The sequence below is a fragment of the Treponema phagedenis genome (genome assembly GCF_008153345.1).
Lineage (GTDB): Bacteria > Spirochaetota > Spirochaetia > Treponematales > Treponemataceae > Treponema > Treponema phagedenis.
The window spans coordinates 1086285-1101719 of record NZ_CP042818.1 but is presented as its reverse complement, the minus strand read 5'-3'; the positions used below and the strand labels follow the sequence as shown (position 1 = coordinate 1101719).

Genomic DNA, 15435 nt, shown 5'->3' with positions numbered 1-15435 from the left:
CAGTTTATTACATCGGTTATGATACACCCGTAAAACAAACTGTTCTTTTTAAAAATTAAACGAGATCGACTTGGATGCAATCGGCATCTTCTGAACGAATTGCAATAACAGCCTCGCGAATCAAATATGCGGTCGGGTCGCCTAGGGCACTTTGTTGTATACATTCAATAACAGTTCCGGGAATAATCCCTAAATCAAAAAACCTGCGGCGCAATCTGCTGTCTTGCGAAATAGAGACAACCGTTCCTTTTTCTCCGGCATGCAATGTACTTAAACTGATATTGTTCGCCATTTTCATCTCCCCTTGAATAGAAATTTGATTTATCTAAAAAATTTATTTGATTAATTAAATATAAACCTAATTAAAAAGAAAATCAATCGCCCGTCGGTTATTTTTACACCAAGACAGCCGCAAGTGCGAATACGCTTGGTTTAAAACATCGTTTCTGCATGGAACCACGGGCGTCCATGCCCGTTCTGATTTTTGACATCCGTGTCAAAAACTAAACCGCGAGTTTAAAAACTCCCTATTCTATTATAGAAAGAGCTCGACACGGTGCAACGGTGAGCAAACTTACCATAGGGCGAAGTTTTGAAAATTTACTGTAACTTCGCCAACGAGTTTTAAAGCTTTGCAAACTATTCTGCTTTAAAACATCGTTTAGAATTTCGCAATGGCGAGCAATTTACCATAGGAATGCTTAAATCCTGTTTTGCTTAAAAAACCGGAGCTTAACAAATTGAATACTATTTGCTATACTTATGAAAAATAAGAGCGTAAGATACTCTATTTTTAATTAGATAAGGCGGAGCGGAATTTATTTTGATGAAAGCTCAGTTCATACATAAAAAACAATTGCTTGCGGAAATTGATGTTCTTCTTGGAGGACGCGCTGCGGAGCAAGTTGCCTTTAATATGGTTTCCACAGGTGCTGCTAATGATTTAGCCCGCGTTACGGACATTGCTCGAAGTATTATAAGCGATTACGGAATGAGCGATAAGTTTAAAAACGTAGCGTTGAGTAAACGCGGTGCCGGATATCTCGGACATAATGAGCCTCAGCTGGTTCGCGAATATGCGGAAACAACGCAGCAGTATATTGACGAAGAAATTGCAAAAATCATCGATGAGCGATATCAGGCGGTTGTTAAGTTGCTTTCTGAAAAAAAGCCGCTTTTGGAGTTTATTTCAAAAAGGCTTTTAGAAAAAGAAACAATTGAAAGCGAAGAATTTGAAGCGATAATTGCAGCCGAGCACAATTTAGATTCTTTAAATCAGGATGAAAAGCAGGACTAAGGCGCGAATTTTTTTACTGGAAGACAGTGATGATATTTCTTTAGGCATAAAACACTATTTGGAAAAGCGGGATTTTTCGGTGTTTTGTGCCTGCGCAATAAACGAAGCTAAAAAAAATTTTAATACGAAATTTGATTTAATTATACTCGATATAAACTTGCCCGACGGAAACGGGCAAGATTTTTTTCGCTATGCAAAATCTTTAAAAGACATCCCGATAATTTTTTTGACAGTAAAAAACGATGAAAAAAGTATTGTCGAAGGTTTGGACCTCGGTGCGGAAGATTATATCACAAAGCCTTTTAGATTAGCTGTTTTACATTCTCGAATTAATGCTGTACTTCGCCGAACAAGTAAGGCTGAATTAAATGCAAAAATAAACAGCGTAATAATTCTCAATGAATACGAGCTTGATACGGAGCAAAAAAGGCTTTTTAAAAATAAAGCCGAAATTGAATTAACTGCGCAAGAATATAATTTGATGAAGATTTTTATGGAAAATCATAATCAAACTTTAACGCGTTTAAAATTGCTTGACTTAGTTTGGGATTCAAAAAATAATTTTGTAAATGATAACACGCTTACCGCTACGGTTCGCAGGCTGCGTCAAAAGCTTGATGAGCCTCTTTTAAAAACTATTCACGGAATTGGGTATAGGCTGGAAATATGAAAGCGCTAAATAAAACATCATTGCTTTTTTTAATTGCAGTTTTATTTTTTGTAAATATCTTTGTATTTGGTATTTATAAAATAAACGAAAGAAAAATTTATGCAAAACTTTGCCGCATTGCTTCATCATTGGAAGCAAACAATACCGAAAAATTTATTGGCGCATTAAAATCGGAAAATAAAAACTTAGAAAAAGACGGTTCAAAGATTTTAAAACAATACGGTTATGTAGATGAGATAATTATTTTTAAAAATCAAAGTTTGTATATTGTGCTCTGCTGTTTTTTTGTTTCCGCAATTACGATTTTATTTTTTTGTATTGCAAATTTTTATATTAAAAACAAACAAAAAAAGCGAATTGAGCAAACTATAAAATTTATAAAAACCCTTGAAACAGGAAATTATAAGCTTGCAATAAAAGAAGATCCATTTTCAATTTTGGATGATGAAATTTATAAAACTTTGGTTTTGCTGCGTGAAACAAAGGTTTATGCACAACAGGAAAAAGAAAATTATAAAAAAAACTTGGAAAACATTTCTCACCAATTAAAAATTCCAATCACTTCTATAAATATTATGTTTGAGCTTTTTGAAGATTCCAATCCGGAATTATACAAAAAAATTGCCAAAAATGAATTTATACAAAAAATGCAAGTGCAGCTTGAGCGGCTTGAACGCTTAACGGAAATTCTTCTTACGCTTTCTAAATTAGATTCCGGCGCAATAAAAATGACGCAGGAAGAATTTTTATTGGAAGAATGCCTTATGAGTGCTGTAGAAATAATCGAAGAAGATTTACTTGAAAAAAAACTTATGCCTTCAATTAAAGCAGACGGGATAAGAATACAAGGCGACTTTTATTGGATTGCGGAAGCCTTTTTAAATATTTTAAAAAACTTTTCGGATCTTTATCCTGCAGTAAATTCAATTTCCGTTTCCGCAGTTGAAAATTCGGTGTACACCGAAATTCGGTTTGAAAACAAGGGGCCGCAAATAAGCGATGCGGACTTAAAAAATATTTTTAAAAGATTTTATAAAACAAAAAATAACACCGCAGGGTTCGGGATCGGTCTTTCGATTACAAAAATAATTTTGGAAAAAAATAATGCGGAAATCCGTGCGGAAAATAAAAGCGACGGAGTCGCTTTTATAATTAAATTCTATTCCTAAAATTTTTTTTAAATTGTCACAATTTTATCACAAATTTATCGTAGAATGTAAATGCTAAAAAGATTTAAACTTAGTTTCTTTTTAGATGGAGGTTTTACATGGTTATTGTACGTGCGGAAAATTTAACAAAGGTTTACGGCACAGGAGAAAATACCGTTACCGCATTGAACGGGCTTAGCCTTTCTGTGCAACAAGGCGAATTTATTGCGATAATGGGGTCAAGCGGATCAGGTAAATCAACCCTCTTGCATATTCTTGGCGGAGTTGATAAGCCGACATCGGGAAATGTGTATATTGAAGAAGAGCTTGTCTCTGCTTTAAACGAAAAAGAGCTCGCACTGTTTCGGCGGCGGAAAATAGGGCTTGTATACCAATTCTTTAATTTAATTCCTAATCTTTCGATTGAAAAAAATATTTTACTTCCGATATTGCTTGATAAAAAAGAAGCTGATAAAAACTATTTTAAAGAAATAGTTACAACTCTTGGAATAGAAGATAAACTTAAATCTTTTCCGAGCGAGCTTTCAGGCGGACAGCAGCAAAGAGCGGCAATTGCGCGCAGCCTTATTTACAGGCCTGCAATTCTTTTGGCAGATGAACCTACCGGAAACTTGGATAAAAAAAACAGCGATGAAATAATTGCTCTGTTAAAAATTTCAAATAAAAATTATAACCAAACAATTATAATGATAACGCATGATGAAAGAATTGCGTTGGAAGCAGACCGCATTGTAAAAATTGAAGACGGAGAAATTGTATGAGCATTATACGAGAATATACGGCAAATTATATTAAAGCAAATAAGAAAAATCGCTTACCGCTTTTTCTTTCAATTATGATATCGGTTGTATTGATAAACGCTTATGTGTTTTTTATTTACAGTGTTTTTATTGATGAGCTTATTAGGATCAAAAAATTTATGAGTTGGGACGGGCAAAGCTATGCAGTGCCAATATCAAAAGTGCCGATTGTGGAACAAAATCAGCATGTGAAATCGGTAGCACTTCAACAGCTTTCACTCACCGGTAAGGGGGACAGCGTTGCGGGTTTCGTTTTAATGGAAAGCGGCGATGTAAGGTTTTGGCAAACTATTGAAAATAAGCAAATGCTTTTAAGCGGCAGATTTCCCGAAAGAGATAACGAAATTATTTTCAACAAGATGTTTTTTAAACAAAACCCTCAATATAAAATAGGAGATGAGATAGAGTTTAAGCTCGGAGAAAGATTTTATAACGGAGAAGAAATTCTTGCATCGGATAATTTTATATCAGGCGAAACCTTTGTTCAAAAATCGAAGCGCGTGTTTAAAATAACGGGAATATTTTCGGAAATGCCGGGCGTACCCGCAAGCGCTGTTTGCGGTATGTATTGTTTTAACCCTGAAAAATTAAATCCTGATGAGACTGTTTGTATAAACATATATTTAAACAGCAAAATAAATGCGTATAAAAAATTATTTGATATTTCTGAAAACTTAGGCTTTCAAAAAAATAAAGACGGCACATATAAAATTTTTATTAATGAATCGTTATTGAGTTTCTACGGTATAAAAAATCCGCAATCAAAGGGTTTGTCTTATTTACAAAAAAGCATTTTAAAGAGTTTGTGCGGCTTAATTATATTGGCTTCGTTTTTTATTTATTTAATATACAATGTTTTTGAGGTGTGGTCTAACAAAAGAATAAAACAAATCGGGATGTTAAAAAGCATTGGAGTAAGCAAATTGCAAGTATTTGAAAGCATTATGCTTGAGTCAATTTATATCGGAGCTCTTCCGATTTTATGCGGTTCGCTTATAGGTTTAATTTTTAATAAAATGCTTTTTGCATCAATTAATAAGTATTCCACTAGGGACGGGGTGTATTTTCCGCAATATCATTTTGGTGTAATTCCTTTTATTGCTGTTATTGTTTTTTCGTTTATAACTGTTTTAATTGCATCCTTAATTCCGGCTCGCCGTCTTTCAAAGATGAATATCATAGATTCATTAAAAGGCAATATTGAAAAAACAAAATCTTTTAAAAAGAGGATTTTAAAAAACAATGATTGGAAGGGGGAGATGCGCAAAAATAATTTTAGAACATTTCGCGGAACAAGCAATGCAATTTTTATAAGCTATATTCTTCTTTTTGCCTTACTTACAATGATAACGATATACGTTGTGGAAGGAGATTTTAATTATTATAGAAGTTCGGATGAAATAAAAGTAACTTATTGCCTTGTAGATAATGATGACCAATTTGACTGCTCGGCAAAAGCTGTGTTTAAGCCGCTCACGGAGTTACGAGAAATTTCTTCCTTCTATTATTATTTGAATTTTGAGGCATGGTTTAAATGTTCCGATAAAATGCTCTCAGATACTTTTAAAAAAGAATCTTGGTTTGAGTTAAAACATAACGGCAGATATTTTTTAAATTTAAATCCGGAAGAAAGGCGTTTAACACTTGAAATTTACGGAATTGACGATGTAAATTTTAAAAAACTCTTAGAGGCGGAAGGCGAAGATGTAAATTCGTATTATCAAAAAAATTCGTATAAAGCAATTCTTGTAAATAAAATACAAAAGGATTTGCGTATACCATATCGAAATTCGGAGTTTATTCCGTTTTTGAATTCGGATATAACTAAAATTGATTGTTATCTTTCAAATAAACTTACAGGCGATAAAACTGAAATTAAAATCGGAAAGTTAATTTTTGACACCGATAAAATTGAAACAAAGATTCCTGTTTATTCGGTTTTATTGTTGATGCCGATTGAAAAAGCACAAGCTTTGCGAAAAGCACAAATTAAATACGATAAAGAAAATAATGAATTTTTCCAAGACGGAGAAGTGTATAGATTTTGTTTGCGCACTGACGAAAAAAACGTTTTGCAATTACGAAACGAGATTGACGAAATTATAAAACCGCAATTACGCGGGCGCAATGAATATTGGACTACGGATATCATTCAGGAAAAAGTGTTTGCCGAAATAGGTGCCCATTTTTTAAATACTGTTTTTCTGTCTTTTATGCTACTCGTTCTTTTTGCCGGCTGCATAAACAGTTACTCGACAATAAAAACAAATTTAAATATGCGGCGCAGAGAATTTGCAATTTTGCGCTCGGTAGGTGCGGATGGAAAAACAATTGAGGGAATATTTTTTGATGAAGCAAAATACTTTATAATCAGCCCCTTACTAAAAGCTCTTCCGGTTTGTGTAATTATTGCAGCGTTGGTTATTCTTCGCTTTGACATTATTTTTGTCGGTAATTTTATCGCTCATTTTAATTGGCTGTTTTTTTTCTTCTATGTATTATGTTTGGCATGCACGGTTTTAGTTTTATACCTGTCGGCTATAAAAGAAATTAAAACCGCTGGCATGATCGAAAATTTGTATTGAGGCTTTTAGTGGTAACGGGTTCTATCGGCCTGAATTGCCGAGATAAGAGAAAACCTTAAAGCGTGCGAAAATTACCGAAGCGAATCTGAAAAGCACACGGGCAATTTGAAACAAGAAAGTTTTATATAACTGATGACATTGCATGGCTTGCAATTAATGGTAAGTGGGAAGGCATAAAAACTATCGGCATGGTAGAAACCATTATCATAAAGGGAGATAAAACTACCATCGAACGGCGGTATTAGATCAGCTCTTTGCTGCCTGATATCGACTTATTTATGAAAGCGGTGCGCGGACATTGGGCGATAGAAAGTATGCATTGGCATTTGGATGTTACGTTCAAAGAAGATGCGAACACCACAATAGACAAGAATGCCGCAATGAACCAAACCATTATTCGTAAATGGGGACTTGCAATTCTTAAACGGGTAGAACATATCCAGTGCAAAAATATTCAGGTGAAAGCTAAGCGCTACGTAATGAGTTTAGACCCGTTCGGCAGTTTAGCACAAGCATTATCAATCTAATTCTTCACGAAAAACTTATAAAAAAGATTATTTTTACTGCAAAGGAAAGAATAAAAATCTTCTTAGCTCTTGTCGTCGGTTATTCTTACACCAAAACAGCCGCAAGTGCGAATACGTGTTTTTTTCCTATAGTTCCTTTTGATATCTAAAATGAGTTTTTAATCCGTTTCAGACGAAGCAGGCGAACCCTTTGATTTTCTACCTTTGGTTCGCCTACGAGTTTTGCCTGTTTACGCTGGCGTGTCAGTCAAAACATCGTTTGGAATTTCGCGAGGGCGAATCATTTGATGCTTTAAAACATCGTTTAACTTTGTTCTGATTTTGACGTCCTTATCAAAAACCAACCTGTGGCTTAATTACATGCTATGCTATAATTGGATTTTCTTATTTCAGCCTCTCGGTAATTTCCGCTCTTGCAGCTTTTCCTTCCAGGAAAAAGTTTACAATAGCATAGCAATGGCACATACCGGCTGCGATGGTCATAGTGTACGGAACATTTTTCTTATCACAAGCGGATGCAAAAGATTTGGCACAGGCGGAAAGCACTTCGTCTCCGCCGTAATAAAAGTGAATTGGCGGCAGGCCGGAAAAATCTCCACGAGTTCCGCTCAGCATATATTCAGGAATATTTTTTCCTTTGCTCATAATTGATTTTACAGTACTCATAAATTTTGCATCAGCCATAAAATCCCTCTCATTAAGAGCTTCCATCTTTTTTATTTCTTCATCGGAAGCAGGCACAGAGCCGGGAGAAACTGCAATAATTTGGCGAGGCATCGGAAGAATTCTTCCTAAGGCATTGTTATGAAAGCCAATACCGAGAGCAAGAGCCGCACCTGAAGAAAACCCGAATAAAGATATTTCGTTTGCATTATATAGCTCCGTCATTTCACGATAGCATTGGAAAACCATCTTATAACTTTCATCGATTGTATGTTCAATGCAAAGCGGATAATACGGAAACCAAACATCGGAATCGCATGCTTGTGCAAGCTCAACTGCAAAGCGAAGATCTCCGCGGTCAGGACCGATTATCATTCCTCCGCCATAAATAAAAAGAATTGCTTTTTTTGCCAGCTGCTCCCGTTTTTGAATAGTTAGGCAGTGATATTTATCTAATATTATTCGATCTCCGTAAATTGCATCTTTTTTATTGGGTAAAAAAAAATCTCGATGCTTGTTTATTTTTTTTACTGTTTTTAAAAGCTTTTCTTCCGAAAGTGCAAATTTTTTTTATTCCCAATAGTTTAAAGCCAAACGACATTAGTTTATAACGAAAACTCGACATGTTTAATCCTCAAAATAGTTTTTATAAAATATTTTTTTCTACACGCGGAAAACTTAAGCGCATAAAAAAACCTTCTACTGACGGCAAACTTTTATACTGAATAGCTCCGCCTACTTCAGCTATTCTTTCTTCAATTGCTTTTAAGCCTATACCTTTTTTTATTTCCATGCAACCCGCTCCGTTATCGCTCATTGTAAGAATGAGAACAGTCTCTGCAAAAGAAAGATGAATTGTAATTTTTGTAGGAGACCCGTGCTTAGCTGAGTTTGATAAAAATTCTTGAACGGATTTATAAAGAACATGGTTTTGAGCATCGCTTAAGGACCAAATAGTTTTTGAAAAGGTAAGCTGCACGTTTATGTTTGTCATTTTTTTAAATTCGTTTATAAGATTGTGAATTAAGAGTACCGACTCGTATTTATTATAGTCCGCCGGTTTTAATTCCCGCAAAGCAAAGCGTACTTCCTCTAAATTTTTTTTTGCAAAATTATTTAAGTCGGTGATTTTTTCCGGAAGCAAATCACTTTTAGCTTTAGCAAGTGCAAAAAGTGCATTCAGCTGAATTATAATTGTAGAAAGCCCGTGCCCAACACTATCATGTATTTCCCTCGAAATCCGATTGCGCTCTTTTAGCATAATTAAATCTTCAATAGACTCATTATACATTTCCAAGTTGCGCACCGATTCAAGAAGTGCAGAGGCTTTGTGCTTTTCTTCTTCGGCTTGTTCTTCAAGCCGAAGAATTTCGTTTTGTGTATATTTTAAATACTGCAAAAATCCGCAAATTAAAATAAATATTATTAAATTATTTGCTATACTCTCCAAAGGAAAATCTTTAAGGCTGTATACATATACAAAAAGCCCGGTACCGACAAGAATATATTTTTTTATTCCGTCATTATAGTAAAAACTATCTACAATAGGAATTGTAAAAATTAAAATCGATACAGAGCCTGTAAATATATAAAACAAAAAGCATAAAGCCCAATCGCACAAGCATAAAATAAAAAAAACGAATTCGTTTATTTTAACGGCAAAAAATCTTATATTAAATAAAAGCGTGAAGCCTAAATATATACTTAGATACACAACATGATTAGAATTTACTTTTATTATACTAATAAAAATAATATAAGCAATCAAAAGATAATGCATTAAAATAAAAAATTTAGGCTTCATAGCTACATTCCATCGTTATAATCATCGCGGGATATTTCCACACTGCTGATTATAACGAAACGGTTAATCATTTTCAACACCTGTTGTTTTTCATATATATCAACACTTAATATGCACCGGCGTTAAATTCTTTTAGCCTCCAGCTTCCGGATGTAAACAGTACCGCTATTGTAAGCCAAACTATTAATAAATTCGGGAATACTTTTCCGGTATCGAGCGTTTGAATAAGCCAATACAGAGGCGAAATGACGGCAAGTTTTTTTATTATAAGCGGAACTTCTATAATCCCATCCATTACCGCAATAAAAGCGAAAAAGAAAAGTATTATCGTTAATATTGCAGTTATCGATGTTACGATATTAAGCTGACTTGTTTTTTTAAATATTCTTACTACCACAATAGCAAAAGACAAGGCAAAAAAACTTCCCGATAGGATAACTAAGAAGACACGCCAAAAATCTATAACAATAAGATTTATTACTTTTACCGCTATAAAAAAGAGACCGGTATTTATAAGTACCTGCAAAAACACATAGGATAAAAGAAGAGCTGCCATAATTGCAAATTCGCTATTCGGACTTGCAATTGCACGAGTAAGCATTTTTGATTCTCTGAATTTTATTAAATCGGTAGCAATAGCACTGGAACCGAAAACAATCACATATAAAATAAACAAAGTAATCATATTGAGTGGTAATGATTTTGCTTCTTTTAATTTTGAATTATTATCTAATTTAGAATTATTATCTTCACGCAATAAATTTATTTTAACATCTGCATCCCTTATTTTTTTTGCAGTGCTCAACGAATTAGTATATTCAATAAATTCATCGATGAGATATTTATTTATGTTTATATCGATGAGGTGTATTAGATTTGATAAAGCCTGATTATTTTCTCCTGTTAAAATTTCCAGTTGCGGTTTAAGACCTTTACTTATTTTTTTGAAAAATCCTCGGGGATTATGATTATTCCGGAAGTCTTTGATTTTTTTAGTTTATCTTTAGCCTCGGTTATAGTTTTTTCTTTTTCTCCGTTTTTAATAAACAACTTCCATAAGTCGCCGCTGTCTTTTACAAAATAGCTTACCTCGTTTATATTAACAGCATATTTTCCTGAATATTTACCGGAAGAATCTTCGCTATCCTCACCCTTACTTGAAAGGTATCCTGCCAGCAGGATAAAGCCAAACATAAAAGCGGGCATCAGCACAAAAAACCCCAGTATATTTTTGTTTTTAAAAATTCTTCTAACTTGCGCAAATAGTAAAATTAAAAAATTCTTCATACAACATGCCTCCAATATTATTTAGATTTTATCTTTTTTATATTTTGCAATGCAGATGCCTGCCAAATAAATTGCAAGAGCAAAGCCGCTCAATATAAAAAAGTTTTTTGCCATTCCTAAAAAAGAATTTTGCAAAGCGATGTCCATCAGCGGGCGAGATAAAATATTTGTGATATTAAAATCTTTAAAAAGCAAAGATAATATTTTATATTTTTCAGTTAAAGATGCATCAAAAACATTACTTAAAACACCGAACACCATAAATACAATCATTGTTATCCCATATATAAATTCTTTATTTGAAAATAAAACTAAAAAATTTGCGACGCTTCCGCAAAGAAATGAAAAACTTATTGCATACAGCAAAAGTAATATAGGGTTTTGTGTAAACGAAATATGCGCAATTCTAAAAATTAAAAAATATGCCGTTATGATAATAAAAACTTGAACTGATATTGAAAGAACACTCGCTGTAAAAAGTTTTTCAGGCTTTAAAGGCATTGAGTTAAGACGTATTTCCATTCCTAAATTTTCTTTCTTATAGGATTGATGAATCGGCGCCATTATAAATGTAAAAAATATAAAGATAATAAATGTAATTGAAAAAAAAGCATACGACGAAAGATTATTTTCAATACTTTCAAATTTAAAATCCGCAAGCGGTTTCCCCAATTCCGCTTCAAGCCTTGCCTGTTTTAACTTAAGTTCAGAACCGTCATCAGTGTTTGACTTTAGCACATCCTCTACGGTTTGATTAATAGTATAATTTGTTATAATAGAATTAGCAATATTTTTTACTACTGATGCAATAATTTCAGATTTAAAACTGCTTGAATTTTTTGAACCGACTATGTCAATATGCAAATCCTTATTTGTTTCAGCAGATGTTTGATAGCCTTTTGGAATTATAATTGTAAAATCCGCTTTTTCCTTTTCATTTATTTTAATCAGTTCTTTTAAATTGTCGGATGACAAGACAGCAACGAGCCGTTGAGACAAAAGACTTTTATCTTCATCGGTAATTTTTATAATGCTTGAGTTTGCTTCACTTTTAGGCTTATTCTCATCAGCATTCATAAACCCGAAAATTCCAACCATGAGTAGGGTCAGCCCTAAATTTAAAAACAAAAAACTTATTACATTATTTTTAATGGTAATAAACGTATATCGCAAAAAAGCCTTCATTTATTTTTCTCCTCTATAAAAAGTTTTGCAGGAATCTTCAGATTTCGAAAAAACTTTTTTCAAGTGTTTTTGCAGTGCAAAAACACATACAACACGAGATGTTTCGGCACCTTAAATTCAAAGCCGAAACTCGACAGATAAAAAAGCCGGCGCCATTTTAGACGGCTTTTTTATCCCCCCTTATTCTCTTAAATTTTTACCTGTAAGCTGTAAAAAAACTTCTCCGAGGTTAAGTTCGGTTATATTCAATGATTTAATCGAAGCATTACAAGATTGAAGCGTTTTTATAACTTCATCTAAATTCATTTTATTGCGTTCGTATAATATTTTTATAAAACCGTTTTCCTCTTTGATGTTTAACGCCCCGTCAAGCAAACTCAGCTTATTTAAAACTTCCGAAGACGATCCGGCAATTTTAATTTCCAGCGTTACGGTTCCGCTTGTTTTTTCTTTTATAGAATTTAAAGAACCGTATGCAATTTCTCGACCCTCATCGATTATAAAAATATTTTTGCAAAGCTCTTCAACTTCTTCCATATAGTGAGACGTATATAAAATAGTCGTTTTATCTTCGCGATTAATTTTTCGCAAATATTCAAAAATATTATTTCTCGATTGAGGATCGACACCGACCGTAGGCTCATCCAAAATTAACAGCTTCGGTTTGTGCATAACAGCAGCGGCAAGATTAAGCCGCCGCTTCATTCCGCCTGAAAACTTACTAACCTTTTCTTTTTTCTTGTCAGTTAAGCCTGCAAGATCCAAGGCTTCGGCAACAGCATTTTTTAATTTACTTCCGGAAAGACCGTAAAGACCTCCGAAAAAAATAAGATTATCGATTACGGAAATCTCATTGCTCAGAGCCAACTCCTGCGGTACAAGCCCAATATTTTTTTTAGCTTCAATGGGTTTTGTTTTAATATTATTCCCGACAATAGAAACCTCTCCGGAAAGTGGCTGCAAAAGACCTGTGATAATATTTATTAAAGTAGACTTCCCCGCTCCGTTCGGACCTATAAGTCCGAAAACATCGCCCTCTTCAATATCAAAACTGACATCAAAAAGCACTTGCTTTTTATCGTATTTTTTTGAAATTCCGTTTACTTCTAAAATTTTCATATACTGTAGTCCTCCGTACTGTGCACTATTTTAAGAGTTCTATAACATATTTCCAGTGCCGAAAGTCATTTTTTGGAGGGAAAATAGTAATGTTGTCTGCTACTGAAAATGCTTTATTATCGCCCTTGCCAAATTCCAAACGATGTTTAAAAGCATCAACACTGTTTTGTAAAATTGAAGCTTTTAAACTCATAAGCGAACCAAAGGTAGAAGTTCCAAGGTCTCGCCCGTGCTCAATTCTAAACGATGTTTAAAAGCATCAACACTGTTTTGTAAAATTGAAGCTTTTAAACTCGTAGGCGAACCAGAGGTAGAAGTTCCAAGGTTCGCCCGTGCTCAATTCCAAACGATGTTTAAAAGCATCAACACAAAACTGTAAAATTGAAGCTTTTAAACTCGTAGGCGAACCAAAGGTAGCAATTCCAAGGGTTCGCCCTTGCGCCGTGTCGGACTCTTTTTTATAAAATTATCTTGATTTGTATTGAAAAACTAATTGAGTTATGAAAGTGCACAACTCCGCAAGGTTCCGAGTAAAGTCAACGTCGGTTCAAATTTCAAACAGTGCTGCCCGATTTTTTTCTCAAGCTTGAGTGAAAAGAAGTTTTCTGGTATACTGCATACCAATGAAATTTACAGAATTAAATCTTGATCATTCCTTGCAGCAAGGGATAAATGATGCGGGATATGAAGAGTGTACACCGGTACAGAAGGAAGTATTAGAAAAAGCTTTTAGCAATGCCGATCTTTATGTCCAATCTCAGACAGGAACGGGAAAAACGGCCGCATACCTGATTCCTATTTTACAACGAATGCTCAGTGAGCCGGCGGCGCAAAAGAAAACAGCGTTGATTATGGTTCCTACTCGGGAGCTTGCCGTGCAAATAGAAGAAGAGTGCGCAAAACTCGCGAAGCATACCGGCATCACGGCAGCAAGTTTTTACGGCGGGGTCGGGTATGAAAAGCAAACAAAGAGTTTAAAAGAGGGAGCGCAGATTCTGATCGGCACCCCCGGCAGAGTAATTGATTTGCAAAAATCCGGTACTATGAAGCTTGATACGGTAGGTTTTTTGGTTGTTGACGAAGCCGATAGAATGTTTGATATGGGGTTTTATCCGGATTTGCGAACTTTGTTGCAGGTTTTGCCAAAGGCGGAGGAGCGGCAAACAATGCTTTTCAGCGCAACGCTGAATACCTGGGTTAAAAATCTTGCTTGGGAGTACACCGAGAATGCGCAAGAAATCAGTATCGACAGCGATGTGATTACGGTTGAAGAGATTGACCAAAAAGTGTTCCATGTTTCAAGCGATGCAAAAATGCAGCTTTTACTTGGAATTTTAGCACGGGAGAAGCCCGAGAATCTTATTATTTTTTGTAACACCAAAAAGTCGGTGGAGATTGTTGCTAAACGGCTTGGAGTTAATAATCATATATGTGAATTCCTCAACGGAGATCTACCGCAGCATACGCGGCAGGCGATTATCAACAAATTCAAAACCGGTAAAATTAACTGTGTGGTGGCAACCGATGTGGCTGCTCGCGGTATTGATATAAATAATCTTGAAATGGTGATCAACTATGATCTTCCAAATGAAAGTGAAAACTATGTGCACCGAATCGGAAGAACAGCACGAGCGGGGAAATCAGGCAAGGCATACAGTCTTTGCAGCGAAAAAGACGCGTATAATCTTCCGGAAATTGAAAAATTTATAGAGGCTCAAATACCGGCAGAGGTTCCTGAAGCAAGTCTTTTTATAGAGGATAAAAGCAGCAGTATGTATATTCGTTTAGGAACAGAAAAACCTCATCGTCCCCGCAAAAATAACGTTGCGGAATTGCGCCCACGAAAAGGAAGAAAAGATAAAAAGAAAAAGCCTTTTTCCGAAGGCAAAAAAGAGCGGCCGACAAAGCAGCCAAAGGGTAAAAACAAGAATGAGCAGGAGCTTTTAGAGCAGATGGCTTTTGAAGACCGCATGAAGTATTATCAGTCAAAGTATGCAAAAAACGAAGGGGCGGAAAATACGCGGAATAAAGAAAATCAAAAAACACAAAAGAGAAAATCCGCCTCAAAGAAAAAGCAGACGCTTGAAACGCCGCCGAAAAAGCAGCGGGCAAAGCAAAAAACTCAAGCCGATGTGCCGAAAAAAACAGCGAATCTCTATGCTTTAGAAGAAAAAATTATTGAAGAAGGGAAACAGCAAGGCGGCAAGTTAAAAAGCTTTTTCAGATCCCTTTTTGGAAAATAATAAAGCCGCGCCATCGCCCATTGGCTGCGAAGCATAAAAACGGCAGGTCTAAGGGCTGCCCAAGCCCTTTCTGTCCAAGTATTCGC

At 35.0% G+C, this 15435-nt stretch carries 13 protein-coding genes and 1 pseudogene; 7 read left to right on the top strand and 7 right to left on the bottom strand.

All coding sequences use genetic code 11. The features are described from left to right. Positions 1-55 precede the first annotated feature (55 nt). Entirely contained in the window at positions 56-292 is a 237-nt protein-coding gene (locus tag FUT79_RS04765) for a FeoA family protein (RefSeq protein ID WP_231577556.1), read from the bottom strand. A 549-nt stretch (positions 293-841) separates the two neighbouring features. Between FUT79_RS04765 and FUT79_RS04760 the strand changes: the two are divergent. The 6 genes and pseudogenes from FUT79_RS04760 to FUT79_RS04735 form a co-directional block, all read left to right on the top strand. Next, positions 842-1297: pseudogene (locus tag FUT79_RS04760) on the top strand (ATP-dependent zinc metalloprotease FtsH); the annotation flags it as partial. Further along, positions 1281-1967 (top strand): response regulator transcription factor, encoded by a 687-nt coding sequence (locus FUT79_RS04755; protein WP_148889327.1) that lies wholly within the window; start codon positions 1281-1283, stop codon positions 1965-1967. The pseudogene FUT79_RS04760 and the gene FUT79_RS04755, both read left to right, overlap by 17 nt. After that, positions 1964-3136 (top strand): sensor histidine kinase, encoded by a 1173-nt coding sequence (locus tag FUT79_RS04750; RefSeq protein ID WP_024752373.1) that lies wholly within the window; start codon positions 1964-1966, stop codon positions 3134-3136. The genes FUT79_RS04755 and FUT79_RS04750 overlap by 4 nt, the downstream gene beginning before the upstream one ends. A 98-nt stretch (positions 3137-3234) precedes the next feature. Then, entirely contained in the window at positions 3235-3897 is a 663-nt protein-coding gene (locus FUT79_RS04745; protein WP_024752372.1) for an ABC transporter ATP-binding protein, read from the top strand. Further along, the gene (locus FUT79_RS04740; RefSeq protein ID WP_024752371.1) at positions 3894-6521 is read left to right on the top strand and encodes an ABC transporter permease; all 2628 of its coding nucleotides are present in this window, start codon (positions 3894-3896) and stop codon (positions 6519-6521) included. The genes FUT79_RS04745 and FUT79_RS04740 overlap by 4 nt, the downstream gene beginning before the upstream one ends. A gap of 278 nt (positions 6522-6799) precedes the next feature. Then, positions 6800-7048: a hypothetical protein gene (locus tag FUT79_RS04735; protein WP_002695267.1), complete on the top strand. Its 249-nt coding sequence runs from the start codon at positions 6800-6802 to the stop codon at positions 7046-7048. A 384-nt stretch (positions 7049-7432) separates the two neighbouring features. Here the strand turns inward: FUT79_RS04735 and FUT79_RS04730 are convergent, their stop codons facing one another. The 6 genes from FUT79_RS04730 to FUT79_RS04705 form a co-directional block, all read right to left on the bottom strand. Then, positions 7433-8086 carry an alpha/beta hydrolase gene (locus FUT79_RS04730; protein WP_052335684.1) on the bottom strand — a complete coding sequence of 218 codons (654 nt, stop codon included), beginning with the start codon at positions 8084-8086 and terminating at the stop codon, positions 7433-7435. A 271-nt stretch (positions 8087-8357) separates the two neighbouring features. Then, positions 8358-9308 (bottom strand): sensor histidine kinase, encoded by a 951-nt coding sequence (locus FUT79_RS04725; RefSeq protein ID WP_231577557.1) that lies wholly within the window; start codon positions 9306-9308, stop codon positions 8358-8360. Positions 9309-9621: 313 nt separating this feature from the next. Further along, entirely contained in the window at positions 9622-10425 is an 804-nt protein-coding gene (locus tag FUT79_RS04720) for an ABC transporter permease (RefSeq protein ID WP_231577558.1), read from the bottom strand. A 26-nt stretch (positions 10426-10451) separates the two neighbouring features. After that, positions 10452-10802 (bottom strand): ABC transporter permease family protein, encoded by a 351-nt coding sequence (locus FUT79_RS04715; RefSeq protein ID WP_052335680.1) that lies wholly within the window; start codon positions 10800-10802, stop codon positions 10452-10454. A gap of 21 nt (positions 10803-10823) precedes the next feature. Further along, positions 10824-11987, bottom strand: a complete 1164-nt coding sequence (locus tag FUT79_RS04710) for an ABC transporter permease (protein ID WP_024752368.1) — start codon at positions 11985-11987, stop codon at positions 10824-10826. A gap of 180 nt (positions 11988-12167) precedes the next feature. Further along, positions 12168-13106, bottom strand: a complete 939-nt coding sequence (locus FUT79_RS04705) for an ABC transporter ATP-binding protein (RefSeq protein ID WP_024752367.1) — start codon at positions 13104-13106, stop codon at positions 12168-12170. 623 nt (positions 13107-13729) lie between these two features. Here FUT79_RS04705 and FUT79_RS04700 point away from each other — a divergent pair. Continuing rightward, positions 13730-15349 (top strand): DEAD/DEAH box helicase, encoded by a 1620-nt coding sequence (locus FUT79_RS04700; protein ID WP_024752366.1) that lies wholly within the window; start codon positions 13730-13732, stop codon positions 15347-15349. Positions 15350-15435: the final 86 nt, after the last annotated feature.